Here is a 24,734-nt window from a genome sequence, read left to right on the forward strand (position 1 = left end):
CCGATACGCGTATGCGCTGGACATGGCAGGGAATGGGATAGCTCCCTTCCCTGCTTTGTCATTGCTGTGGACTGTGCCCAGCAGGCACCCTTTCGTCATGTCGGGGGCCGAGGTTGACAGCGGCCCCAGAAGTCAGAATACTGTTCTCAGAATGACAATCTGATTGTGTGCCCGAGCAGAATCTTGCCGGGAAGTCCCCAGCGGAAGGGTCCCATCGCGTGACGCTCATCGACGACGAACACTTTCGTGCCGACCTGGCCGTGCGCGCCGTGCGTGCCGGACAAGAATGGCGTGAAAACCTCACTGTCACAGACGTACGTCCACTGGCAGGCGGTTCTTCGAGCCTCACCTTCATCGCCGACGCCTCGTCGGCTGCGGGTGAGCAGCAGGTGGTCCTCAAGGTCGCACCTCCCGGGCTCGAACCCGTCCGTAACCGCGACGTGTTGCGGCAGGGACGCCTGATGAATGCACTACACGGTGCACACGGGGTCAAGGTGCCGGAAGTCTACTTTTCTGGCCCGGGGCAATCGAAAGAGGCGCCGCCGTTCGTGGCCATGGCGTTCGTGGCGGGAGAATGCGTCGAGCCTCTCCTCGCCGACGAGCGCGGTGACGCGCTTCAGGAGCAGACGAGGATGCGGTTCCTCGATGCCTCCCGCATGCTCGGCAATCTGCACCGGGTCGTCCCTGCAGAGGTAGGTCTCGGCGACGAACCGGTAGTGACGATCGAAGACGAGATCGATCGATGGACAAAGGCATTCACGACTGTTCCCGAGGATCTGAGCGGCGACTACGAGAGATGCGCGAAGGCGCTGCACGCGACGATCCCGAAGCCGATGGCTCCCGTCGTGAATCACGGAGACTTCCGTCTCGGGAACACACTCTGTGACGGCACAAGAGTCACCTCGATCATCGACTGGGAAATCTGGTCGGTGGGTGATCCCCGCATCGATCTGACATGGCTGACGTATTTCACCGATGAAGCCCGGCATCCGGCACGTCCCAACGACGAGCCCTGTGGCGCGCCGACGATCGCCGAGGTCGTCAGGGAATACGAAGAGTCGTTCGGTGCGAAAGTTCCCGATCTCGAATGGTTCGACGCTCTCACGCGTTACAAGGAAGCTGCCGCGACAGCGCTGCTGATCAAGCGTGCGCGCAAGCACAACACGATGAACCCCTCCTTCGCACGGATGGAGCCGGCACTGCCGGAGCTCCTCCGCGAGGCGCTCGCTCTCGTCGGCGGTTGAGAACCGGACCGGCACGCCACACCAGCCCGCACCACGAACTTCACGTAAGGAACGACTATGTGGGATTTCCAGACCGATCCGGAATTTCAGGAGAAGCTCGACTGGGTCGAGACCTTCGTCCGTGAGGAATGCGAGCCGCTCGATCTGCTCTTTCCGCACCTCGGCCAGCCGTACAACACGGAGAACAAGGCGGTACGCGCGATCCTGAAGCCGCTGCAGGAACGCGTCAAGGAACAGGGCCTGTGGGCGTGCCACCTCGGACCCGAGCTCGGTGGCCAGGGATACGGCCAGCTCAAGCTCGGCCTGCTGAACGAGATCCTCGGGCGCTCGATGTGGGCACCGACCGTCTTCGGCACCGCGGCACCGGACACCGGAAACGCCGAGATCCTCGCGATGTTCGGCACTGATGAGCAGAAGGCCCGCTACCTGCAGCCGCTGCTGGATGGCGACATCGTCTCGACTTTCTCGATGACCGAACCCCAGGCGGGTGCAGACCCCAAGGAGTTCATCTGCTCGGCGCGCAAGGACGGCGACGAATGGGTGATCAGCGGTGAGAAGTGGTTCTCGTCGAACGCGCGGTACGCGTCGTTCTTGATCGTCATGGCGGTCACCGACTCCGATGCCTCGCCGTACCGACGGATGTCGATGTTCGTCGTGCCCGCCGAAACGCCCGGTATCGAGATCATCCGCAACGTCGCTGTGATGGGTGATCGCGAGGAACTCGACGAGGGCACCCACGCCTACATCCGCTACAACGACGTGCGTGTCCCGGCAGATGCCATCCTCGGCGGCCCGGGACAGGGATTCGAGGTTGCGCAGGCCCGACTCGGAGGCGGGCGAGTGCACCATGCGATGCGCACCGTCGGCAAATGCCAGCGCGCCTTCGACATGATGGCCGAGCGAGCACTGTCGCGAACCACGCAAGGAGAGACTCTTGCGAAAAAGCAGCTCGTTCAGCAGTTCATCGCGGATTCGGCCATCGAACTCGAACAATTCCGGCTACTCGTTCTGAAGACCGCGTGGATCATCGACACCCAGCCGCACGGTGCTGCTCGCACCCACATCGCGATGTGCAAGGTGGCGATGGCGAAGATCTACCACGACATCGTTCATCGGGCTATCCAGGTGCACGGTTCGCTCGGTGTCACCGTCGAACTCCCGCTGCACGAGATGTGGGCCGGTTGCTTGTCGCTCGGCCTTGCCGACGGACCGACCGAGGTGCACAAGGTCGCCGTTGCCCGCGGCGTGCTGAAAAACTACGAGCCCACTCCGACCTTGTTCCCGTCCGAGCACATCCCCACCCGGCTCGTTGCCGCCAAGGCGAAGTACGCCGATGTTCTCGAGGAGTACGGAATCGCATGACCGACAACTTGTTCGACCTCACAGGCAAGGTCGCACTGGTGACCGGAGGCAGCCGCGGACTCGGGCGTCAAATGGTCCTGGCCTTCGCGCGCGCCGGAGCCGACGTGGTGATCACCAGCCGCAAGATCGACGCGTGCACCGAGCTGGCACAGGAAGTCGAGGCACTCGGACGCAAGGCGCTGCCCGTCGCGTGCCACGTCGGAAAATGGAGTGACATCGATGCGCTGATCGAGTCTGCCTACGAGACCTTCGGCAAGGTCGACATTCTCGTCAACAACGCGGGCATGTCGCCGGTGGCGCCGTCGTCGGCCGAGACGACCGAGATGTTGTTCGACAAGGTCATCGACGTGAACTTCAAGGGTCCGTTCCGGCTCAGCGCCCAGATCGGTGAACGGATGGCGGAAGGCGACGGCGGCTCGATAATCAATGTGTCGTCGTCCGGCGCGATCTTCCCCGCCCCGAAGTTCGGGCCCTATGCCGGAGCGAAGGCGGCTCTGAATGCGCTGACCGGTGTGTTCGCGCGTGAGTTCGGTCCCAAGGTCAGGGTCAACACGATCTCTGCGGGCCCGTTCCTGACCGATATTTCCGATGCGTGGCCCGAGGAATCACGCCGTTCCACCCGCAGTGCGGTCGGTCGGCCGGGTAACCCGGAGGAGATCGTCACCACCGCTCTGTATCTGGCGAGTCCTGCTTCGAGTTACACCACATCGTCATTCGTGCGTGTGGATGGTGGACTGTACTGACGCACCGAGAATTACCGGTGCACCGACAATCTCGAGTCTCAGGAGACGCGCAGCACATGCGGGCAGCACGATGTGACAGGTACGGCTCACCGGATGTGGTGACGGTGCGCGACGTGCCGGATCCGATTCCGGGGCCGGGTGAGGTGCTGGTCGAGATCCGCGCGGCGGCAGTCAATTTTCCAGACGTCCTGACCGTCGCCGACAAGTACCAGGTGTCCGTTCCCACGCCGTTCACTCCGGGTAGTGAGTTCGCCGGAGTCGTGCGGTCGGTGGGAGCGGACGTCCGGTCGGTCGCGCCGGGCGACGCCGTCATGGGTTCGGCGATGACCGGAGCTTTCGCGGAACTGATCTGTGTTCCCGCAGGTGTGCTCAGTCCCAAACCCGACGGTCTCGACTGGGCTTCTGCAGCGGCGTTCCGCGTGACCTACACCACGGCCTATCACGCCCTGGTGACCTTCGGTGGAATGCGCGCCGACGACTGGGTGGTTGTGTTGGGCGCCGCCGGCGGAGTGGGTACGGCAGCGATCGACGTGGCGAGCAGGCTCGGCGCCAGGGTGATTGCCTGTGCATCATCGGAGGAGCGACTGGCGGCGGTGTCGACACTCGGCGCGGACGCCGGCGTTTCCTATGATTCGGAAGATCTCAAGACGCGCATCAAAGAGATCGCAGGTGGTGGCGCGCAGGTGGTGATCGATCCGGTCGGCGGTGCGTATGCGGAGCCGGCGCTGCGGGCATTGGCTCCTGGCGGCACGTTCGTCACAGTGGGGTACGCGACCGGCAAGATTCCACGAATACCCTTGAATCTTGTTCTGTTGAAGGATCTTACGATTCGAGGCGTCGAGCTGCGCACCCTGGCGCAACGGCACCCCGACGCGCCGGCTCGTGCACAGCAGGTCCTTGCGGCGCTCGTGTCGGAGGGGATGACGCCACTGGTGTCGCAGGTGTTCGGCCTGGACGACGTCGCCAGAGCGCTGACGAGCTTGAATGACCGGACTGCGGTCGGAAAGGTTGTTATCGCGCTCGACGGTGCGTGCTAATCTCAGAACCGCATTCTGCATCGTATGGAGGTGAAAGTCGGCTGTGTCCTCATCTCCTGCCGATTCGTTCGACACGGACATCCTGGTGATCTCCGGGGGCCGCCAACTACGTCGCGCCGCCCACCCAGCCCGCCAAGAAGCGTATGACGCCGAGGTCCGAGCCCTGATCCGGGCGACTTCCGAGGTGATGCTTCGCAATGGCTGCACCGAGGTTCCGAAGGTCAGTGAAATCGTCCGCGAGGCCGGCATCACCAACCAGGCGTTCTATCGGCACTTCCGTAGCCGCGACGACGTCGTCGTCGCCACCTACGAACAGGGCATGCTGACGGTCTACAACTACCTTCGTCACCGCGTGCACAAGAAGTCCTCGTGGCAGGACAAACTCGAAGCGTGGATCGACGGAATTGTCGCTCAGATCGAAGACCCGCGACTGGCCGATCTGAGCGCCGTCATTCAGTGGAACGTATCCCAGATCGCCAGGGAAAAAACCGAGATCGAGCCGGTGGGCCGAGAACGTATCCGCGCGCTGTTGCTGTCCATTCTGACGGAGGCCGGTGTCGCCGATCCCGATCGGCAGGCGTTGTTCGTCGACAACCTCGTCACCGGCACCGCGTCACACTATATGGACACCGGTCAGCAGCCGACGGCCGGTGATCGGGAGGCGCTTCTGCGCTTCTGCCTCGCCGGGCTCGGAAGTCCTCCGGCGTAGTCCGACCACTGCGGTCGACAACGACACCGGGCGCCGGACAGGTCTCGTCACCTGTCCGGCGCCCGATATCGACGAGTTTCTAGTTCGCGATGTGTTCGCGCGGCAGTCCCAGTATCCGCTCGGCGATGACATTGCGGTTGACCTCGGACGTGCCGCCGGCGATGGTCATGGCCCGAGACATCAGGTAGTTGTACGCAAGTTGCGGCTCGTCCCCGACCACCACTGCGGACCCCGCGATGCGCAGCGCCAGCTCGCCGACGTGCTGCGAATGCTCGGCGACGAGCATCTTGCTGATACTGCCCTCCGGGCCGGGTTCTCCACCCACCACGGCCCGCACGACGTTCCGGACATTGAGAACATCCATCGCCTGCTCGCGTGCGACGAGCTCGGCAACGGCGCGGGTGGTCGTGACGTCACCCGCCGCGTACTTCGCAGCGACGTCGAGCAGCCTATAGGCAGACCGCTCGTCCCCCCCGGTCTTGCCGCCACCAATGGAGACCCGCTCGTTGCCGAGCGTCGCCCGCGCGACCGCCCATCCGTTGTCGACCGCTCCCACCACGTCCTCGTCGGAAACGAAGACGTCGTCGAAGAAGACCTCGTTGAAGACGGCCTCACCCGTGATCTCACGCAGCGGCCGCACCGTCACGCCGGGCGCGTGCAGGTCGACGACCACAGCCGTGATGCCCTTGTGTTTCGGAACGTCGCGGTTGGTGCGGACTGTTGCCAGTCCGCGGTTGCAGTTCTGCGCATTGGACGTCCACACCTTCTGCCCGGTGATCCGCCAGCCGCCGTCGACTTTCACGGCGCGCGTCGACACGGCGGCGGCGTCCGAACCTGCGCCGGGCTCGGAGAACAGCTGGCACCACACGAGATCGCCCATCAGGCCCGGACGGATCCACCGTTCGATCTGCTCGGCATTGCCGTGCTGGGTGAGGGTGAGCAGGATCCACGCACCGATGCCCAGGTTGGGAAGATCGATACCCGCGAACTCCTCGTCGATGACGAGTTGTTCGACGGGGGACGCGGCGCGGCCGTACGGCTTCGACCAGTGCGGCATGAGATAGCCGGAGTCCACGAGCAGCGCGCGGCGATCGGCTTCCGATGCGGCCTCGTACTGCTGTACGAACTGCTGGGCCTGGGTGCGGAAAGCTTCGGCCTCGGGGGGCAGATCCACCGCGTAGTGGCGGCGCACCCCGGCGGCACCCGACGCTACGATCGAATCGAGCGCGCCCACGGGATCGCCGAACAGTGCTCGCAGCGCCTGCGCACGGCGAAGGAACAGGTGGCAGTCGTGCTCCCAGGTGAATCCGATGCCACCGTGGATCTGGATGCTCTTCTCTGCGTTGGCCACATAGGAATCGAACGCGAGCGCGCGAGCGACATCCAGCGCGAGGACGGCCTGCTCGCCTTCCGTTCCGGCACGGGCGGCATCCCACGCGACCGCGACCGTGAGTTCACTCGTTGCGAGCATGTTCGCGAGGTGGTGCTTGATCGCCTGGAACGAGCCGATGGCACGCCCGAACTGCTCGCGCACTTTCGCGTAGTCGAGGGCGGCGTCGAGCGTCGCGCGAGCCCCGCCGGCCGCTTCGGCCGTGGCGAGGGCCCGGGCGATGTGACGGACGTGGCTCGCGGCGCCACTCACGACGGCCAGCGTCGGCGCGTTGTCCAGAAGCACGTGCGCCAGACTCAGCGTCGGCTCGAAATCAGGAGTCGGAACGACGGTGACGGCAGCGTCGTCGGGGGAGACGAGCACGAGGTCGTCACCGACGACGAGCGCGAGCACGCTTGCATTGAGGGCGCCCACGACGAGGCCGGCATCACCGGAGACCGTGATGTCGGAAAGGCCCGTGCTGGATACAGCGAGCGATCCGGCGATGCCGAGTCCGGCAACGGTCGAGCCGTCGGCGAAACCGGGCAGCCACCGGGACTGCTGGTCGTCGTCTCCGGCGGCGGCAAGTGCCGCGGAGGTCGCGACAGATGCCAGGAACGGGACGGGAACCAGCAGTCGGCCGAGTTCTTCGGCGACGATCGCGACTTCCGGCAGGCCTACGTCCTCGCCACCGAAGCGGGAAGGAAGGTGCAGACCGAGCCAGCCGAGTTCGGCGAGCTGCTTCCACAGTGAAGTTGCATCGGTGTTCGGGTCGTCGACAACGCGTCGCGCGAGCGTCGCGGCATCGTGGCCCGTGAGGAACGACCGGACCGCATCCGCGATATCGCGGTGGTCGTCGGTGATCGCGAGTGGCATGAGGGCTCTTCCTAGGTGAGTGGTCGTCGAGTGCTGGTCTCGATCAGCGCGGAGCGAACCGCTGACCGGCATCGAGGCGCAGGCACTGCCCGTTGAGCATGGCGTTGTCGACGATCGCGAGGGCGAGTTTCGCATATTCTTCGGGTCGGCCCATGCGCTTGGGGAATGCAGCGTCCTCGACGAGGGGTGCGACCTGCTCATCGGTGAAGGCTGCGGTGGCGCCGGTGGCGAACAGGCTCGGGGCGATGGCGAGCACGCGGATGCCCTGCGGCCCGAGATCGCGGGCCATGGTCAGGGCCATACCGGCGATGCCGGCCTTTGCAGCGGAGTAGGCGACCTGCCCGATCTGGCCTTCGAACGCTGCGATCGACGAGGTGTTGATGATGACGCCGCGCTCGGCGTCCTCGGGCTCGTTGTTCGCGATGTGGGCTGCGGCGAGCCGGTTGAGGTTGAATGTGGCGATCAGGTTCAGGTCGACGACCTGGCGGAACGTCTCGAGGTCGTGCGGGCCGCCGCGACCGAGGGTCTTCTTGGCCGTGCCGCCGCCCGCGGTGGTGACGATGACGTGGAGGCCACCGAGGTCGGTGACGGCCGCAGCAAGCGTCTCCTCGACACCGGTGAAGTCGGTGATGTCGGCCGGGTAGAACGTGCCGCCGATCGCGCTGGCGACCTCCTTGCCGTTGCTGCCCTCACGATCGAGGATCGCAACCTGGGCGCCCTGTGCGGCGAGCGCCTCCGCGGTGGCCTTGCCCATTCCGGAGGCGCCTCCGACGACGACGGCTTTCTTTCCGCTGATATTCATGCAGACTCCTGGTGTTCGGTATGTCCGGTCCGGGTCGTTACGTGAAGGTTGGCGGATCACTGGATCTTCGCGTACCGACTCGGTCGTATGTTAGGTCACTTATAGTACTATCTAAACTATGTGACGAGCGCTACTCTGACAATGTCGGTAGCGGCCGGTCACCGAGGTGACATCGCCGGAGCCGCAGAATGGCCCGAGTGCAGAATTGTTCAAATGGAGGAATCGTGATTCTCAAGGTCGGTCAGTCGTTGGCCAGTTCCGTCGACACCACCACTGTGATCGTGGTCCGCGCGCCCAAGGTGGACGTGTCGTTGACCTGCGGTGGAGTCGACATGGTCGTCGGCAAGAAGGGACAGGGGGATGGCGCGTCGATCGATCCCGCGCACGTCGGTGGCGCCGAACTGGGCAAGCGCTATGCAGACGACGAGGCCGGAATCGAAATCCTGTGCACCAAGCCCGGCTCGGGCCGACTCGAAGTCGACGGCCGCGCGTTGCCCCTCAAGGCGGCCAAGCCGCTGCCTTCCTCGGACTGATACCCGGTATCGGTAAATCGATTCCTCGAGCGGAGTGACGAATGAATCTGACGATGTTGCTGGACATGGCGGTCGACGGCTTCGGCGACCGTACCGTGGTCGGAAGCCGTGACCTCGGTATCTCGGCGGCACGACTGCAGGAACTGTCGGTCGCCGGTGCCGCCGCGATCCGTGAAGCGGGGGCCGACTCCGTCGTGTATCTCGCTGTCAACGGCCCTGCGTTTCCCGTGGCCATGTTCTCGGCAGCGCGCGCTGGTGTCCCACTTGTTCCGGTCAACTACCGGCTGGGGCGCGAACAGCTCGACGGTCTGCTCGCGAACCACCCGCGCGCACTCGGCATTGCCGACCAAGCGCAGTCGGACGCCCTCGAGCGGGCAGGTCTGAAGGTGTTCTCGCCTCAGGCATGGCTTCAGAACCTCGCGTCCTCGGCGAACATCGAGCTCGACGAGGACGATGCTGTCGACACCGACGCGCCTGCTGTCGTGATCTACACCTCGGGAACCACCTCGGCGCCGAAGGGCGTCCTGCTTCGCCATGAGAACCTCACGTCGTATGTGTTCGGATCGGTGGAGTTCGCGTCGGCCGAAGAGACCGATGCAGCGCTCGTCAGCGTTCCGCCGTACCACATCGCGGCGGTCGCGAACGTGATCACGAACCTCTACGCGGGGCGGCGCACCATGGTGCTCGAGCAGTTCACTCCGCAGCAGTGGCTCGACACGGTTCGCCGTGAAGAGATCACCAACGCACTCGTCGTACCCACGATGCTCGCGCGCATCGTGGAGTCCGATGCGGACAAGAGTGTGCCGAGCCTTCGAGGCTTGGCGTACGGGGGTGCTCCCATGCCCGCGAAGGTCATCGAGCGCGCCCTGCAAATATGGCCCGGCGCCGGATTTGTCAACGCCTATGGCCTGACCGAAACCAGTTCCACTATTGCGGTTCTCGGGCCCGACGACCATCGGGCGGCGCTCGCGAGCGATGACGAGTCGGTCCGCGCGCGGCTCGGCTCTGTCGGGCAAGTGGTGCCTGGTATCGACCTCGAGATCCGTGACTTCGACGACAGTGTGCTCGAGCCGGGTGCGATGGGACGTATCTGCGTCCGTGGCGACCAGGTGTCCGCTGAATACGCAGGTATCGGCCGCATGGTCGACGAGCGCGGATTCTTCGATACCCGCGACAAGGGGTACGTGGACGAAGAAGGTTTCCTCTTCGTGGGTGGTCGTGTGGACGACACGATCATCCGGGGCGCCGAGAACATTGCACCTGCCGAAATCGAGGACGTAATCCTGCGGCATCCGGACGTTGTGGACGTTGCCGTCGTCGGTGTTCCCGACGAGGAGTGGGGCCAGCGCATCGAGGCGGCAGTTGTCCTACGGCCCGGAGTTTCCGTCGATGGCGATGATCTGCGTGCGTTTGTGCGAGATGCCCTGCGGAGCAGTAAGACCCCCGAACGTATTGTGTACTGGGACGAACTGCCCCGCACCGAGACCGGCAAGCTGGTCCGCAGGCACGTGGTGGACCGTCTCGTCCAGCGGGAGCAGTCCGCGAAGGTATGACGATCACATGCATCGGTCCGGTCGGCTCACGCCGGCCGGACCGATGCATTTCAGCCGAACAGTTCGACGATCGATGTTCTGCCTGCCCCGCGACCGAACAAGATCTTCCCGACCGAACGTAGGTGCGCGGCCCAATGTTCTTCGGCTGCCGCCCCGTCGCCGATCGCGACGATGCCGACGAACTTCTCGTACGACCGAAGATTGCGGCGATAGGCCGGCCACGTGCCCTCGCGCCGGCTTCCACGATCCAGGGCGGACTTCTGATGCGTCCTGACGATGTCGCGCAGCACGCCGGCCTGGACGCTGAGGGCGTTGTTGCCGCACCGCTCAGTGATGATGGATTGGAAACTGCCGGTGAGCTCGGCCCACATTTCCGGCGCTCCGTTCGATTTCAGGTCTTCCTCGGTGACGTCGCGCATCCGATCGATGCACGCGCGTAGGTCATCGAGATCGTTGTCGGTGCGACGCTCGGTGAACAGCCGCGCACAAGCAGGCTCGAAAATTATGCGAGCCGTATGGATTTCGTCGAGAGTCGTGCCGCTCATCTGCAGGATGAGGCCGACATACCGCGCCGCGACGGAGATGTCGGGGACGGATACGACGGCTCCGCCGCGCGCACCGCGCTTGAGTTGAATGAGCGATTCGGCTTCGAGTAGCCGGTATGCCTCTCGCAGCGTGGGACGGGAAACCCCGAATTCTTCCATGAGCGTGGTTTCCGGTGGGAGAGTGTCGCCTTCCTTCAGCTGACCGCGCACGATTTCGGTGCGGAGGCGGTCGGCGACGAGTTCGGCAGTTTTCGGGATGCGCACAGACCCCGACGTTGCGCCGAGGGACGCGGCTTCTCGATTGCTCATGACCCAGAGGTTACGTCCTCGTCCTCGAAGATTGTCCGAGTATCCGACCTAAATGGCTTTACATCTATGACTAAGTACACTTACTGTGGGAGGGGACCGGCGAGATGGACAACCGCGCCCGCCCACTCAGCCGCTTCGAAGCGCCGGCCACGGTCACGGCGCCCCATCGACCCACGGAGGTACTCCATGAGCACGTCGGAGACAACGGAAGCAAAGCCCGAGATCTACACCTTCCGCGAGGAGGATGTTCAGAAGGCGAAGGATCTCGTCGGTGTTTATCACGCCGTCACGCAGCGCGAGCAGTACACGCGCGCGACGCCGGACATCATGCGCAATTTTGCGCGTAGCTACGGTGACGACAATCCACTGTTCGTCGACGAGGAGTACGGTCTCGATACGCGCTGGGGTGGTCAGATCGCGCCGCCGATGATCAACATCGCGCTCACCAAGGATCTGCTTGCGGATCCGGTGCCGAAGGATCAGCGTCGTCCTTCGTTCCGTGGCATCCATGTGTTCGTCTCGGGTACCACTACCGACTGGTACCGCCCGGTTTACGACGGCGACACCCTGTATTCGTTCCAGGGATTCGAGAAGGTCGAAGAGAAGCAGTCCGAGTTCGCGGGCCGCTCACTGATCGTCACGCGCATCCATGTGCAGTTCAACCAGCGCGCCGAAGTCGTTCAGACCCAACGTGTGATCACGATCCACACCGAGCGCCACGAGTCGAAGAAGCGCAAGAAGTACGACGCAATCGAGCCTGCCTCCTACACCGCCGACGAGATTGCGAAGATCGACGAGATCTACGCGGCCGAGCAGATTCGCGGCGCGAATACTCGCTACTTCGAGGATGTCGCGGTCGGTGACACCCTCGGCACGATGGCGAAGGGCCCGCTGACTACCACAGACATGGTTGTGTTCCATTCGGGTGGTTACGGTTTCGCGCCGTACACGCCGACGTCCAGCCGTCTGGCATACAAGAATCGTCAGCGCATCGCCGCGTTCTACATCCCGAACGAGCAGGGCGTCCCGGACGTGGCTCAGCGTATCCACTGGGACAGCGAGTACGCGCGCTCGATCGGCCTGCCGGCGGCGTATGACTACGGCATGATGCGCGATTGCTGGCTCTCGCACTTCCTCACCGACTGGATCGGCGACGAGGGTTGGGTCGAGTCCATGTCCAGCCAGATGCGCAAGTTCAACTACGAGGGTGACACCCACACCTTCACCGGTGAGGTCGTCGGCAAGCGCGTCGAGGGAGATCGCTACCTCGTCGACGTCGAACTGCGCGGCACCAGCCAGCGTGGTGAAGTCACTTGCCCGGCCACCGCCACCATTTCGCTTCCGAGCCGCGAAACCGGCTTGGCTGTCCTGCCGACCGCACCGGTCGAGTTCGAGCGGGTCGCTGCGAAGATGCTCAAGCGCAGCGGTGAACTGCGTGCGGAGAAGCGCCGCGCCGTCCAGGCCTGATCGCTTCACCTGATCGGACCCGCCGGGATGCGTCCTTCACACCACCCGGCGGGTTCTTCCATTTCGTTACCCACACTGAAACGAACGAGGATGCCATGCCGGTGACCACCGAACTCCGTGACGGCGCAGTGATCGTCACATTGCGTTGGACGGACAAGCGCAATGCCCTGTCGGCAGACGACGCGGACATCGTGTCCGACGCCATCACCGCTGCCGGATCCGAGCCGGATGCCAGGGTGCTGGTCCTGACGGGGGAGGGCACATTCTCCGCGGGCGGCGACCTGCCGTACTTCGCGGAGCTGGGCAGGACGTTGACGCCCGAGGAGATCCACCAGACCATCTACCGCCGTGTGCAGGGAATGGTGCGCGCGCTACGCGACTCGCCGATCCCGACGATTGCGGCCGTAGACGGCCCAGCCGTCGGCCTGGGGATGGACCTCGCGCTCGCGTGCGACATGCGGTTCGTCGGTCCCAAGGGATTTCTTATGCAGGGATGGGCCCGGGCCGGCCTGATCGCGGGGACCGGAGGGGTGGCACTGCTGCATCGCATCGCGCCGGACCTGCTGTGGCGGTTGCTCGCGGAACAGGAACGGATCACGGCGAACCGTGCGGTGGAACTGGGCCTTGCGGAAGCCGGAGAGCCGGACGCGCTGTCTGCCGCGCTCGCCCGTGTCGAGGCGCTGTCGTACATCGATCGCCGCGTGCTCGGCGACTATGCCGCGCTTGCGCGGAGGGCGGCCTGGCCCGCCGAGGAGAACTTCGATGAGGCGGGCGCGCGTCAGGGACACCTTCTGTGCTCATCCGAGTTCCGTGAACTCACGCACCGGTTGCTCGGAAAATCCTGAGTTACCAGTGCTTATGTGACCGGCCGCCTCGTACGACGATGGCGGCCGGTCGCATAAGTGTGTGGGCGCCCACCGTCAGTTCAGGATGTCGCGGACCTGAGTCGACTCGTGGCCGACGAGCAAAGAGTCCCGAGAAATCATCACATGCTGTTGCCAGTGGTCGTAGGCGTTGTCGGCGTCACCGGAACGTAGAAGCTTTACCAGGCGGCGGCACGATCGGACCAGCAGCCGATAACTCGCCTCGTACCTTTCACGGTCTTCGAGGCTCTTCTGCACAGTGACAGTCTCCATGTGACGTTCGGAGATTTCGTGCATCATGCCGGCGAGTAGTGCGAGAGTGATGTTGTCACACAGTTGCACCAGCCGGAGGTGAAACGCTGCGGCTCCCGCGGATAGCTTGTCTGCGTGGTAGGAGGCAGGGATATCTTCGTCGATCATGCGCTCGAGTTCGTCGAACTCGGTGTCGCTTCCCGTCAGTGCCAGCAACCGCGCGGCATGGGGTTCGATCGCCTCCCGGGCGACGAGTACGTCGGCGACAGTGGCGCCGGACAGCTCGAGGAGCAGCGATGCCGGCCGAGCTACGATTTCCGGGCCGGGTACACATACCCGCGCACCGGAGCGAGAACCGCGCCGCACTTCGACGAGCCGTTCGGCCTCGAGTACGCGAACGGCCTCGCGCAGTGTCGGTCTGCTCACGGAGAAGTGCTCCATGAGTTCGACCTCGTGCGGTAGCCGGTCTCCGTCGGCCAGTTCGCGGTCGACGATCATGCGCCTCAATCTCAATGCCACCAGTTCGGCCGTCTTCGGGGTACGAATCGGTCGCGACGACGTGGCGCCCAGCGAGTCGAAAATCGGTGCGAACGATTCTTCGGCCACGATTACCTCCGGGATGGGGTGAGGGAGTCGCAGTGGGCTCGCTCGGACAAGTCGATGTAGGCAGGACGATGGGTCGAATGTCGACTGGCGCTGGAGTCCTGACCTTTCATAGCTTACTATGTGATACATGTCATTTGTGCATTTCACCGTGACGTGCGCGTGAAGCCGGTACGGGCTCCACGCGGACACCGTCGGGTGTTCGCCAGTGGTTCCTCGGCCGACCGGAATTATGAACGGAGAAGCTGTCTTGAGTAACGGACTGCGGGATGTCGCCATTGTCGGTGTCGGCGCCACCCCCTATTACAAGCGCGGAGGATCCGCGCCCCAGACGATTACGGAACTTGCCGGTAAGGCAATCCTTGCGGCGTGCGAGGACGCCGGAATCTCGGTGAAGGACATCGACGGTTTCGCCTACTACTCCGGCGCGGGCGCCGGGTACGGCGACAAGATGGATACTGCCGACTTCATGGAGACCCTCGGTATTCCCGAGGTCACCTTCACCGCGTCGCTGACCTCCGGCGGCGGCGGAGCCGCCGGCTCGATCGGCCTGGCGCGTGCCGCGATCGTGGCGGGCGACGCGACGACGGTCGTCACCGTGATGGCATTGCAGCAGGAGAAGCAGCGACTGGGCACGGTGTTCGCAGCGTCGGCGCCCAATCCGACCAACTCGTTCCTGCAGCCGTCCGGTCTTGCAGGGCCGGGGCACTTGATGTCCGTACTCGCACGTCGTCACATGCACCTGTACGGCACCACTCGCGATGCCTTCGCCGAGATCGCCATCTCCGAGCGGCAGAATGCACTCAATCGTCCCAAGGCGATCCAGAAGAACCCTCTGACCAAAGAGGACTACTTCAATGGCCGCATGATTGCAGACCCGTTGTGCCTGTACGATTTCTGTCTCGAGACCGAGGGTGCGGTCGCGGTGATCACGACGAGCGCGGAGCGTGCGAAGGATCTCCGTCAGACGCCCGTGCCGGTCGTGGCGGTCGCGCACGGTGGTCGTCGTGAATGGGGTCGTGCGTTCGCATGGTACGGCATGCCCGATGAGTACTTCGCCTCGGCCGGTAACGCACCGATCGCGAAGCGGCTGTACGAACAGTCCGGCCTGTCCGCCAAGGACATCGACGTCGCGCTGCTCTACGATCACTTCACGCCCATGGTGCTCATGCAGCTCGAGGACTACGGCTTCTGTGAGCGCGGCGAAGGCGGCGCATTCGTCGAGAGCGGCGCCATCCGGTACGACGGCGGTTCGATCCCGGTGAATACACACGGTGGTCAGCTGTCCGAGGCCTACATCATCGGAATGACACACATCATGGAGGCGGTGGAGCAGATGCGAGGCACTGCGATCAACCAGGTCAAGGATGCCGAGTTCGCGCTTGCGACCGGCGGCCCCGCGTCGCTGCCCGTCAGCGGCCTGATCCTGGGACGTGCGGCATGAGCGACATCGTAGCTACGCCGCTGCCCGGCGACACCGTCAGGATCACGACAGATCCGCACACCGAGCCTTTCTGGCAAGCCGCCAAGGAAGAGCGTCTCGTTGCGTGCCAATGCGCCGAGTGCGGACACTTCCGGATGCCTCCCACCCCGTTCTGCCCCGAATGCCAGTCCACGGAGAAGAAGTGGCCGGAGTTGTCGGGGCGGGGCACGGTCTACAGCTTCGCGGTCGTGCACGGTTTCCCGGGCCTGCCCGACATCACCGTCGTCGGTGCGGTGATCGACCTCGACGGTGCCTCCCCGGCCCGCTTGGTCACGAACGTCGTCGACATCGATCCCGACGAGGTCGAGATCGGTATGGAGGTCGAAGTGCGGTTCTCTCCGATCACCGAGGGGTGGAAACTGCCCGTATTCCGTCCCGTGCAGGACTGAATCCCACAACAGGTAGCAGTAAGCGGCCTGTGCTGCGGATGCTTCGGCGTACGCAGCACAGGCCGCTTCCGTACTGCGCCGAGTCGCGGAATTTCACAACTTGGTTAACTAAGTGGTGTTGACAACCTAAGTGGTGCACTTCACAATGTATGCAGGCCGTGGTCGTGTACACACCCGGCCGCAACTTTCCGGCTCGGTTCGAAACCGAGTGATGCGCCCACGCCGCGCACCAGCCGAACGAAGGACTTTCCATGTTGCGGTTCATGGCATCACGACTGCTGACGGTCGTGCCGATGCTTCTGATCCTGACGGTCATCGTGTTTCTGCTCGTCGAAATCGCACCGGGCGACCCCGCCGCGATCATCGCCGGCGCCGATGCCTCACCCGAAGCGATCGAAGCGGTCCGTCAGCGGCTCGGACTCGACCAGCCCGTGTGGCAGCAGTACCTGTCCTACGTGTGGAACGCACTTCATGGAGACCTTGGTACGTCCTTCGCCACCAACGAGCCCGTCACCGAGGTTATTGCCCGACGCCTTCCGAGGACCCTGTCCATCGGCTTGTTTGCGATGCTTATGGTCGTCATCCTGAGCATCCCGCTCGGCATGCTCGCAGCAGTCAAGCGAGACAGCCTGTACGACCGGCTCCTGACCGGTAGTTCGGTCTTCCTGCTTGCCATTCCGCCGTTCGTGCTCGCCGCGATCCTCGTGAAGTGGTTCGCCCTCGGCGGCCTGCAGATCTTCCCGCCCACCGGCTACGCACCGATGAGTGACGGACTGGGGGAATGGCTGATGTACGCCACGCTCCCCGCCATCGCCGTCGCCACCATCAGCCTCGCCGAACTCACACGACAGGCGCGCGGCTCCATGATCGAAGCCCTCGAGCAGGACTACATCCGCACCGCACGAGCCAAGGGACTGAGCAAACTGACGCTGGTGTGCAAACACGCGGCGAAGAACGCGTCGGTTCCCTACATCACCATGCTCGGCCTCAACGTCGGCCGCGTCGTTGGTGCAGCCGTCATCATCGAGGCGATCTTCAACATCCAGGGTTTCGGTCAGCTCGGCGTCACCGCCGTCATCAACCGTGACATCCCCACCATGCAGGGCGTTGTTCTCGTCAGCGGCGTGATCGTCCTGCTCGTCACCCTGCTCGTCGACATCTCGTACGGCTACCTGAACCCGAGGATTCGAAACCAATGACCACCACAGTGACGAACGCGAAAAGCGCCAAGACGCTGTTCTCGTATACCCCCGGCCGGACGATGAAGCGGCTACTGCAGGACCGTCTCGGCATGTTCTGTCTCGTCGGCCTGATGTTCTTCGTGTTCATCGGTGTTCTGGCACAGTTCTGGACGCCGAAGGATCCGTCGGCCCAGGATCTGTTGAACCGGCTGGAAAGCCCCAGTGCGGAGTACTGGCTCGGCACCGACGCTGTCGGCCGTGACATCCTCAGCCGCCTCATGGTCGCCACCGGTGTCGATCTTGCTGCAGCTGCGCTCGCGGTGGGTATCGGTATCGTCGCGGGTGCGAGCCTGGGTCTGATGGCCGGCTATTTCGGCGGCGCCCTGGACTCGTTCACCAGCCGAGTCTCCGATGTGCTGATGTCCTTGCCGCCGCTGCTGTTCGCGGTCGCGATCGTCGGTGCTCTCGGGCCGAGCCTGACGAACGCGATGATTGCAATCGGTGTGCTGCTTGCTCCACGGTTCTTCCGGTTGGTCCGGGTCAGTACACGGGAGATCATCAGCGAGGACTACGTCGAAGCTGCCCGTTCCGGTGGCGCAGGCCCGATCAGGATCGTGGCGCGCCATGTGGCGCCGAATATCGTTTCCCCGTTGCTCATCCAGATCTCCTTCGGCGCATCCGTCGCCATCGTCGCGGAATCGGGCCTGAGCTTCCTCGGCCTCGGTGTGCAACCGCCGACCGCGAGTTGGGGTTCGATGGTCAAGGAAGGCTTCGACAATCTCGCGATCAACGGCTGGACCATCATTCCTTCCAGCGTGATGATCGTTGTTTCGATTCTGCTGCTGTCCCTGTTCGGTGACAGCCTGCGGGATGCAGTCGGCAGCCAGGGCGGGAGCAAGGCATGACAATGACCACTGAGAAGGCACTCGAGCAGGACACCGTCCTTCGGGTCGAAGACCTGTGCGTCGACTTCAAGACACCCGATCATGGGTGGACGAGGATCGTCGACAACGTCGGACTCAGCGTCCGCAAGGGCGAAACCGTCGGACTGGTCGGAGAATCGGGCTCGGGCAAGACGGTCACTTCGCTCGCGATCATGCACCTGCTGGCGCGGAACGCACGCATCTCCGGTTCCATCGTCGTCAACGACCGCGACTTGAACACGCTGCCGGAGAAACAGCTCGACGACGTTCGCGGTGCCGAGGTCGCGATGATCTTCCAGGAGCCACGGCGCAGTCTCAACCCTGCCTTCACAGTCGGCGACCAGGTTGCCGAGGCCGTCCGCAGGCACCGCAAGTGCTCGCGGAAAGACGCGTGGGCCCGCGCAATCGAATTGTTCGACCGCGTCGGCATCCCCGATCCGGCAAAGCGAGCGCATGCCTACCCGCACCAGTTCAGCGGGGGTATGTGCCAGCGTGTGATGCTCGCGATGGCACTGTCGTGTGATCCGGACGTTCTGATCGCCGATGAGCCCACCACCGCCCTGGACGTGACCGTGCAGCGGCAGGTGCTCGGCCTGATCCACGAACTGCAGCTCGAACTCGGGCTCGGTGTCCTGCTCATCACCCACGACCTGAGTGTCGTTGCGGAAGTATGCGACCGGGCTGCGGTGATGTACGCGGGCCGGATCGTCGAGGACGCGCCCATTCTCGAGCTCTTCGACAATCCGCGCCACCCCTACACCGCGGGTCTTCTGCACGCGATGCCCGATCCGGTACGACATGCCGAGAAGATGGGCGTGATCCCGGGCCGTGTGCCACCTCCGCACGAGTTCGTCGATTCGTGCCGGTTCGCGCCGCGCTGCCCCTACGCCCAGGACAAGTGCACCGAGGGCTTCATGCCGTTGTCGACCATCGGAACCGATCATCTCGTGCGTTGCGTCCGCACCGACGAGATCTCGCTGGAGGACGCTTTCTATGACTGACACGACCGCGGCCGGCGCACACGCCGACCTTCGGAAGAACGCCGGCGAAGTGGCTCTTGCTATCGAGGGCTTGACGAAGTCGTACCCGGCCAAGCGAAATCTGCTCGGTCGCGTGACCGAGACTGTCGACGCTGTGCGAGGTGTGAGCCTCGAGGTGCGCAGCGGTGAGACGCTCGCGTTGGTCGGCGAGTCCGGTGCCGGGAAGTCGACCGTCGGGCGACTGGCATTGCGTCTGATCGAACCCGACAAGGGTTCGATCAAGGTGCTCGGCGACGACATCACCGCGATGGGACGCACGGATCTGCGCAAGGTCCGGGGCCGGGCGACGATGATCTTCCAGGATCCGTTCAAGTCGCTGAACCCCCGTGCCCAGATCAAGTACTCGATCGCCGAGCCCATGCTCTCGCAAGGGGGGTACAGCTCGTCGGACCGCGACAAGCGTATCGCGGCGTTGCTCGATCGCGTCGGTCTGACCGCGCATCACCTCGAGCGGTTTCCCTACGAAATGTCGGGGGGACAGCTTCAGCGTGTAGCCATTGCGCGTGCGTTGGTGACCGACCCGGAGGTCGTCGTCTGCGACGAACCCGTTGCAGCGTTGGACATGTCCATCCGATCACATGTCATCAATCTGCTGCGCGAACTGCAGGCCGAACGTAATCTCGCGTACCTGTTCATTTCGCATGACATGTCGCTGGTGCGAGTCATCGCCGATCGTATCGCGGTCATGAAGCGTGGCGAGATCGTCGAGTGCGACGAGGCGGCCGCATTGTTCTCGGACTCGGCGAACGAGTACACCCGAACGCTGCTGTCGGCCATCCCGGCTGCGCATCCGAGCCAGCGTACGTTCCGGCCCGCACCCATCGCGCGAATTGCAGGATAGGGGTCCGCCGTGGCTGTGATGCCGATCGAGTGGGGCAAGGTCCGTGAGTATGCCGCCGCAACCGGTGCGGTGCGGCCCGAATATCTGGACGACCCGGCGGCGCCCGTGCCGCCGACCTTCCTTTCCACCGTGGTGTTCTGGGACGATCTTTCGCGGGTCTTCGACCTTCCCGAAACCCGCGCCGGATGCGAGGCGATCGGAGTGACACCGGATGTCCGCCGACTGCTGTCTCTCGAGCAGGAATACGAATTCCACGGAAAGCTGCTCGAGGCAGGCGAAACCGTCACGACCGGATTGCGTCTCGATTCGGTTGAACACAAGAACGGAAAATCGGGACCGATGGCAATGGTGCACTTCACCGTGACATTCACCGATGCCGACGGTGTCCTCAGAGCGGAATGCCATTACACCTCCGCGCTTCTCGCGAATGCTGGGGCGCAGACATGACGGCCTCGACGGTCGGTATCGAAGAGGGGCAAGAGCTTGCCCCGCGCGAGTTCGGGCCCATCACGATGACCGACATCGTGCGCTACCAGGGCGCGAGCGGTGACATGAACCCGATGCATCATGACGACGAAATGGCGCGTGCTGCAGGATATCCCGCAGCATTCAGCGTCGGCATGCTCGGTGCCGGATATCTGGCCGCATATTGCACGGACCGCTTCGGTACCCGGACCGTGAGACGATTCCGGACCCGATTCCGCAAGGTCGTGTATCGCGGAGAGATCCTGACCGCACGTGCTGTGGTGCGCAGTATTCGGGGGAGTGGGGGCGACGCACGGATCGAACTCGAGCTGGAATTGATCGATTCGACGGGTGTTGTCGTTGTCGACGGATCGGCCGAAATTCAGCTCCGTGCGGTGAATAATACTGATGCAGAGAATGATTCCGAGTAATCCAACACGTTCGGTATTGTGATGCGCACCACCACGCGCTAGTGTCGTCGACGAAATATCACTTTTCTTCGGGTGTCGAAGTGTGTGCGCTCCCACTCGCGCCTGCACGGCCGTGATCCGCGCTCGAACCCGATTCCGCGAAAGGGCATCTCATGTTCCGAAGTCGCTGGGCAGTCACCGCAGTCGCGTGTGTGGCTGTAGCCGCGTTGGTTTCCTCGTGCGGTAGTTCCGATTCGTCCGCCGCTGCGGACCAGGGTGCGGTCGACACCAACGCAACCTTGTCGGTGGGTTTGACTCAGGCGGTGAACACACTCGACCCACATATGGCGACATCGGATCTCGCGTCGTTCCGATTCGGGCTCAACGTCATATACGACCGGCTGTTCACGGTGGACTACGAGGGCAAGGCCAACGGCATGTTGGTCACCGATCGGTCGTACAGTGACGATGGCCGCAGCATGGTGTTTGCACTTCGTGAGGATGCGTCCTTCCGTGATGGCACGCCGCTCGATGCTGCGGTGGTCAAAGCAAACCTCGACCGTGCGCGCACGCTCGAGTCGCCGGTGGTCAAGCGCTCGTTGTCGGCGATCTCCGAGGTGACCGCGACAGGCCCGTACGAGGTCACCGTGGCATTGAACGAACCGACCAATCAGCTGCCGTACACGCTCGCCGGGGTTGCCGGTCTCATTATGAATCCTGTTCTCTTCGAGAGCGGCGATCCCGACATGACCGCCGACGGCTCCGGTGCATACAGCGTCGAATCGTGGGCGCCCGGCGAGAAACTGGTGTTGGTGCGCGACCGAGACGACTACTGGGACGCCGACGCGGCCAAGCCGGCCCGTATCGAGTACACCGGCATTCCCGACTTCCAGGCATTCACGAATGCTGTGGCTGCCGGCCAGATCGACATCGGCCAGTTCCAGCCAGGCAACGTTGCCGCTGTCGAGGGTCGTGATGGTCTCGTCACTGTGCCCGTCGATTCCGGAGTGGGGATGGAGATCGCGATCAATCGCGACGCGAAGCCGCTCGATGACCTCAGGGTCAGACAGGCGCTCAACCACGCGCTCGATCGCGACATGATCACCGAAGCCCTCTACCCGGACTCTCGCGTGCGGTGGCAGTTCGCCCCCGAAGGGCTGCCAGGATTCGACGAAAGCCTCGAGGAGATCTACCCGTACGACCCCGAGAAGGCAAAAGCGCTCCTCGCCGAGGCCGGGCACCCGGACGGTATCGATCTCGGTGAAATTGCGGTGTCGTCGGCGACCACACCTGGGCTGGTCGATGTGATTCAAGAGCAGTTTGCGGCGTCGGGTATCCGCTTCGAGCCGCGCGTGCTCGACGGCGTCGAGGTGTACACGCAGTTCGCAAGCGGGACCTTCCCCATGATGATTGCATTCAGTTCGTACGGACTCAGCCTCCCCGCAGGCCTCAATACGCGCGCCGGCGCAACACAGAATCCTGCCGGGACCACGCCGGAATATGAGGCGCTGCTCGACCAGGTCACCGATTCGACGCGCACCGATGACGAGCGTTCGGCGAGCGCGGTCGACCTCAACAGGTACCTCACCGAGGACGCATGGGGAGTTCCGATCGTGTGGATCACCTACCCGTGGGTGATGAGCGACAAGGTCGGTAACTTCAGTACCGAAATGGACTACGCGACGACGTGGGGCCCCTTCGACCTGAGGTACCTCACGGTCGCCGAATGACCCTGCGGCACCGAATTGTACTGCATCACTGAATGACCGCACCGCCTGTCGATTTCGACGGCGGTGCGGTCCGCGTTCACCGCAACGAGAGGCGAGACCCATGAGTGGAACCACGATAGATCTGACCGGGCGGGTTGCCATGGTCACCGGTAGCGGCGGAGGGATCGGCCGCGGCATCGCACTGTCGCTTGCCGAGGCCGGCGCGAATATCGTCCTCGCCGAGATCGATCCGCAACGCGCAGAACAGACCGCCGACCTGATTCGTGAGCGCGACCGCAAGGTCCTTGCGGTGCAGACTGATGTGATGGACACCGAACAGCTACGGGAGGCCGTCGCGCGCGCCGATGCCGAGTTCGGTCGGCTCGACATCTTGGTCAACAACGCCGGTGGTGTCCGCGGCGGTGCGTTCGTCGACCAGAGCGAACGAAGTTGGCGGCGCCACATCGACATCAATCTCGTGAGTATGCTCGCAGCGACCTCGGCGGTCGTCCCCCTCATGCAGCGAGGTGGTGAAGGTGGCTCGATCGTCAACGTCAGCAGCATCGAAGGAACCCGTGCTGCACCCAACTTCGCGGTATACGCCGCATGTAAGGCCGGGATGCTCAGCTTCACACGCACGATGGCCCTCGAACTTGCCGCGGACGGCATCCGCGTCAACGCGATCACTCCGGATCAGACCGTCACGCCAGGAAACCATGGGCAGCGTACGGGGCCGATCGACGAATCCGCTTTCCTCGTACGTGAACCGGAACGCCAGGATGCCATGGACCGGTACATTCCGCTGGGACGCGAAGGTGCAATCGCGGAATGCGGCATGGCCGTCGCGTTCCTGTGTTCGCCTCTCGCCTCGTACATCACGGGCGCGGTTCTTCCCGTCGACGGCGGTACGTGGGCTGCGTCGGGTTGGTCGCGGGGGACCGAGGGGACGTGGAACCTGGGGGACTTCCCCATCGGCTGAGTCGTCGGTCAGGTCGATCGTCCGTGGAATGGTGCGTCAGGAGAGCCTGTGATGACGAAGAACGGGGCCGCCGATGCGGTGGTGGTCGAACATATCGAGCAGATCCTGGTGGTGACGATCAACCGGCCGCACGCACGCAATGCGGTGTCCGCGGCAGTCACCCAAGGTCTCGTCGACGCCCTTGCGCGGGCCCAGCATGACTCCGACATCCGCGTGGTGGTGGTTACCGGCGCAGGGGAGGAGGCCTTCTGCGGAGGCGGCGATCTCAAGGAGATGGCCGGCGGCCGGTCGCTGTACCCGAGCCCTGAGATCGAGCGGGCCTGGGGATTCGGCGGTTTCTGCCGGCACCCGATCGACAAGCCGATCATCGCAGCGGTGAACGGCTACGCGATCGGTGGCGGTGTCGAGATTGCGATGGCCTGCGATCTCGTCGTCGCGACCGAGTCTGCCTGGTTCTCGCTTCCAGAGGTGCGCAATGGTTTCCTCGCGTCCGGAGGTGGGGCCATCCGGGCTGCACAGTGGCTACCGCGGGCGATCGCGATGGAGATCCTGCTGTTGGGGGAGAGTTTCAGTGCTCGACGGGCTCTCGAATGGGGGCTGGTCAACCGGGTGGTGCCGGACGGCCGGTCGCTGTCGACCGCGCTGGACCTGGCCCATCGGATCGCAACGAGCGCGCCGTTGGCTGTACAGGCGACAAAGCGCCTCGTCGCGGGGATCGTCGACGGTACGGCCGTGACCGAGCTGGAGGCGTGGGCTCGCAACGACAGAGAAGACGGCGTCGTCAGCGAGACCGAGGACGCGAAGGAAGGCCCGCGGGCCTTTGCCGAGAAACGTCCGCCCGTCTGGAAGGGACGATAGACATCGAGATTCGGAATTCGGGCCAGCCGCGGCGTGCAGGTCTCGAGCCTCTGGCTGCGGTTGCATAACCTTCTGTAAGTCGAACAGTCTTTTGGAGCTAACTCTAGGCAAGAACCTTGTGTGTGAACTAGGTTACATTCGTGCACTTGGTGATCGACATTCGGTCACGAGTCATGTCCAGCTCGTACC

At 63.8% G+C, this 24,734-nt stretch carries 24 protein-coding genes; 20 read left to right on the forward strand and 4 right to left on the reverse strand.

Annotated elements, in window-relative coordinates; translation table 11 throughout:
- The first annotated feature begins 218 nt into the window (after positions 1-218).
- The 5 genes from ACTDXD_RS15655 to ACTDXD_RS15675 are packed head-to-tail and all read left to right on the forward strand — an operon-like array spanning position 219 to position 5,095.
- Positions 219-1,244 carry a phosphotransferase family protein gene (locus tag ACTDXD_RS15655; RefSeq protein ID WP_440123237.1) on the forward strand — a complete coding sequence of 342 codons (1,026 nt, stop codon included), beginning with the start codon at positions 219-221 and terminating at the stop codon, positions 1,242-1,244.
- A gap of 57 nt (positions 1,245-1,301) precedes the next feature.
- On the forward strand, positions 1,302-2,606 hold the full coding sequence (locus ACTDXD_RS15660) for an acyl-CoA dehydrogenase family protein (protein ID WP_440123238.1): 1,305 nt from the start codon (positions 1,302-1,304) through the stop codon (positions 2,604-2,606).
- A complete protein-coding gene (locus ACTDXD_RS15665; protein ID WP_440123239.1) occupies positions 2,603-3,349 on the forward strand; it encodes an SDR family NAD(P)-dependent oxidoreductase in 747 nt (248 codons plus the stop codon). Before ACTDXD_RS15660 ends, ACTDXD_RS15665 begins: the two co-directional genes overlap by 4 nt.
- 56 nt (positions 3,350-3,405) lie before the next feature.
- Entirely contained in the window at positions 3,406-4,386 is a 981-nt protein-coding gene (locus ACTDXD_RS15670) for an NADPH:quinone oxidoreductase family protein (protein WP_440123240.1), read from the forward strand.
- A 43-nt stretch (positions 4,387-4,429) separates the two neighbouring features.
- Positions 4,430-5,095 (forward strand): TetR/AcrR family transcriptional regulator, encoded by a 666-nt coding sequence (locus tag ACTDXD_RS15675; protein WP_440123241.1) that lies wholly within the window; start codon positions 4,430-4,432, stop codon positions 5,093-5,095.
- A 79-nt stretch (positions 5,096-5,174) separates the two neighbouring features.
- Here ACTDXD_RS15675 and ACTDXD_RS15680 read toward each other — a convergent pair whose 3' ends face one another.
- Positions 5,175-7,340: an acyl-CoA dehydrogenase gene (locus ACTDXD_RS15680; protein ID WP_440123242.1), complete on the reverse strand. Its 2,166-nt coding sequence runs from the start codon at positions 7,338-7,340 to the stop codon at positions 5,175-5,177.
- Positions 7,341-7,383: 43 nt separating this feature from the next.
- Positions 7,384-8,142 (reverse strand): SDR family NAD(P)-dependent oxidoreductase, encoded by a 759-nt coding sequence (locus ACTDXD_RS15685; RefSeq protein WP_440123243.1) that lies wholly within the window; start codon positions 8,140-8,142, stop codon positions 7,384-7,386.
- Positions 8,143-8,366: 224 nt separating this feature from the next.
- On the opposite strand from ACTDXD_RS15685, the gene ACTDXD_RS15690 reads away from it, so the two are divergent.
- Together ACTDXD_RS15690 and ACTDXD_RS15695 are read left to right on the forward strand one after the other, a co-directional pair.
- Positions 8,367-8,675 (forward strand): hypothetical protein, encoded by a 309-nt coding sequence (locus tag ACTDXD_RS15690; RefSeq protein ID WP_440123244.1) that lies wholly within the window; start codon positions 8,367-8,369, stop codon positions 8,673-8,675.
- Positions 8,676-8,716: 41 nt separating this feature from the next.
- Positions 8,717-10,228, forward strand: coding sequence for a class I adenylate-forming enzyme family protein (locus ACTDXD_RS15695; protein ID WP_440123245.1), 1,512 nt, complete (start codon positions 8,717-8,719; stop codon positions 10,226-10,228).
- 50 nt (positions 10,229-10,278) lie between these two features.
- Here the strand turns inward: ACTDXD_RS15695 and ACTDXD_RS15700 are convergent, their stop codons facing one another.
- Positions 10,279-11,082, reverse strand: a complete 804-nt coding sequence (locus tag ACTDXD_RS15700; RefSeq protein WP_440123246.1) for a FadR/GntR family transcriptional regulator — start codon at positions 11,080-11,082, stop codon at positions 10,279-10,281.
- Between the two features lie 186 nt (positions 11,083-11,268).
- On the opposite strand from ACTDXD_RS15700, the gene ACTDXD_RS15705 reads away from it, so the two are divergent.
- Both ACTDXD_RS15705 and ACTDXD_RS15710 read left to right on the forward strand, forming a co-directional pair.
- On the forward strand, positions 11,269-12,549 hold the full coding sequence (locus tag ACTDXD_RS15705) for an FAS1-like dehydratase domain-containing protein (RefSeq protein WP_440123247.1): 1,281 nt from the start codon (positions 11,269-11,271) through the stop codon (positions 12,547-12,549).
- A gap of 101 nt (positions 12,550-12,650) precedes the next feature.
- Positions 12,651-13,394: an enoyl-CoA hydratase/isomerase family protein gene (locus tag ACTDXD_RS15710; RefSeq protein WP_440123248.1), complete on the forward strand. Its 744-nt coding sequence runs from the start codon at positions 12,651-12,653 to the stop codon at positions 13,392-13,394.
- A gap of 75 nt (positions 13,395-13,469) precedes the next feature.
- Here ACTDXD_RS15710 and ACTDXD_RS15715 read toward each other — a convergent pair whose 3' ends face one another.
- Entirely contained in the window at positions 13,470-14,270 is an 801-nt protein-coding gene (locus tag ACTDXD_RS15715) for a FadR/GntR family transcriptional regulator (RefSeq protein WP_440123249.1), read from the reverse strand.
- Positions 14,271-14,499: 229 nt separating this feature from the next.
- On the opposite strand from ACTDXD_RS15715, the gene ACTDXD_RS15720 reads away from it, so the two are divergent.
- The 11 genes from ACTDXD_RS15720 to ACTDXD_RS15770 all read left to right on the forward strand — a co-directional run bounded on the left by ACTDXD_RS15720 (position 14,500) and on the right by ACTDXD_RS15770 (position 24,545).
- Positions 14,500-15,711 carry a thiolase C-terminal domain-containing protein gene (locus tag ACTDXD_RS15720; protein ID WP_440123250.1) on the forward strand — a complete coding sequence of 404 codons (1,212 nt, stop codon included), beginning with the start codon at positions 14,500-14,502 and terminating at the stop codon, positions 15,709-15,711.
- Entirely contained in the window at positions 15,708-16,139 is a 432-nt protein-coding gene (locus tag ACTDXD_RS15725; RefSeq protein WP_440123251.1) for a Zn-ribbon domain-containing OB-fold protein, read from the forward strand. Before ACTDXD_RS15720 ends, ACTDXD_RS15725 begins: the two co-directional genes overlap by 4 nt.
- Positions 16,140-16,402: 263 nt before the next feature.
- On the forward strand, positions 16,403-17,338 hold the full coding sequence (locus ACTDXD_RS15730) for an ABC transporter permease (protein ID WP_440123252.1): 936 nt from the start codon (positions 16,403-16,405) through the stop codon (positions 17,336-17,338).
- Positions 17,335-18,225: an ABC transporter permease gene (locus tag ACTDXD_RS15735; protein WP_440123253.1), complete on the forward strand. Its 891-nt coding sequence runs from the start codon at positions 17,335-17,337 to the stop codon at positions 18,223-18,225. Before ACTDXD_RS15730 ends, ACTDXD_RS15735 begins: the two co-directional genes overlap by 4 nt.
- Positions 18,222-19,244, forward strand: a complete 1,023-nt coding sequence (locus tag ACTDXD_RS15740; protein WP_440123254.1) for an ABC transporter ATP-binding protein — start codon at positions 18,222-18,224, stop codon at positions 19,242-19,244. Before ACTDXD_RS15735 ends, ACTDXD_RS15740 begins: the two co-directional genes overlap by 4 nt.
- Entirely contained in the window at positions 19,237-20,124 is an 888-nt protein-coding gene (locus ACTDXD_RS15745) for an ATP-binding cassette domain-containing protein (RefSeq protein WP_440123255.1), read from the forward strand. Before ACTDXD_RS15740 ends, ACTDXD_RS15745 begins: the two co-directional genes overlap by 8 nt.
- Before the next feature lie 18 nt (positions 20,125-20,142).
- Positions 20,143-20,571, forward strand: a complete 429-nt coding sequence (locus ACTDXD_RS15750; protein WP_440127661.1) for an FAS1-like dehydratase domain-containing protein — start codon at positions 20,143-20,145, stop codon at positions 20,569-20,571.
- Positions 20,568-21,020, forward strand: coding sequence for a MaoC family dehydratase (locus ACTDXD_RS15755; protein WP_440123256.1), 453 nt, complete (start codon positions 20,568-20,570; stop codon positions 21,018-21,020). The genes ACTDXD_RS15750 and ACTDXD_RS15755 overlap by 4 nt, the downstream gene beginning before the upstream one ends.
- A gap of 152 nt (positions 21,021-21,172) precedes the next feature.
- The gene (locus ACTDXD_RS15760) at positions 21,173-22,729 is read left to right on the forward strand and encodes an ABC transporter substrate-binding protein (protein WP_440123257.1); all 1,557 of its coding nucleotides are present in this window, start codon (positions 21,173-21,175) and stop codon (positions 22,727-22,729) included.
- A 100-nt stretch (positions 22,730-22,829) separates the two neighbouring features.
- Entirely contained in the window at positions 22,830-23,687 is an 858-nt protein-coding gene (locus ACTDXD_RS15765; RefSeq protein ID WP_440123258.1) for an SDR family NAD(P)-dependent oxidoreductase, read from the forward strand.
- A 51-nt stretch (positions 23,688-23,738) separates the two neighbouring features.
- On the forward strand, positions 23,739-24,545 hold the full coding sequence (locus ACTDXD_RS15770; protein WP_440123259.1) for an enoyl-CoA hydratase-related protein: 807 nt from the start codon (positions 23,739-23,741) through the stop codon (positions 24,543-24,545).
- Positions 24,546-24,734 lie beyond the last annotated feature (189 nt).

The organism is Rhodococcus sp. SJ-3 (genome assembly GCF_051918125.1).
Taxonomy (GTDB): domain Bacteria; phylum Actinomycetota; class Actinomycetes; order Mycobacteriales; family Mycobacteriaceae; genus Rhodococcus.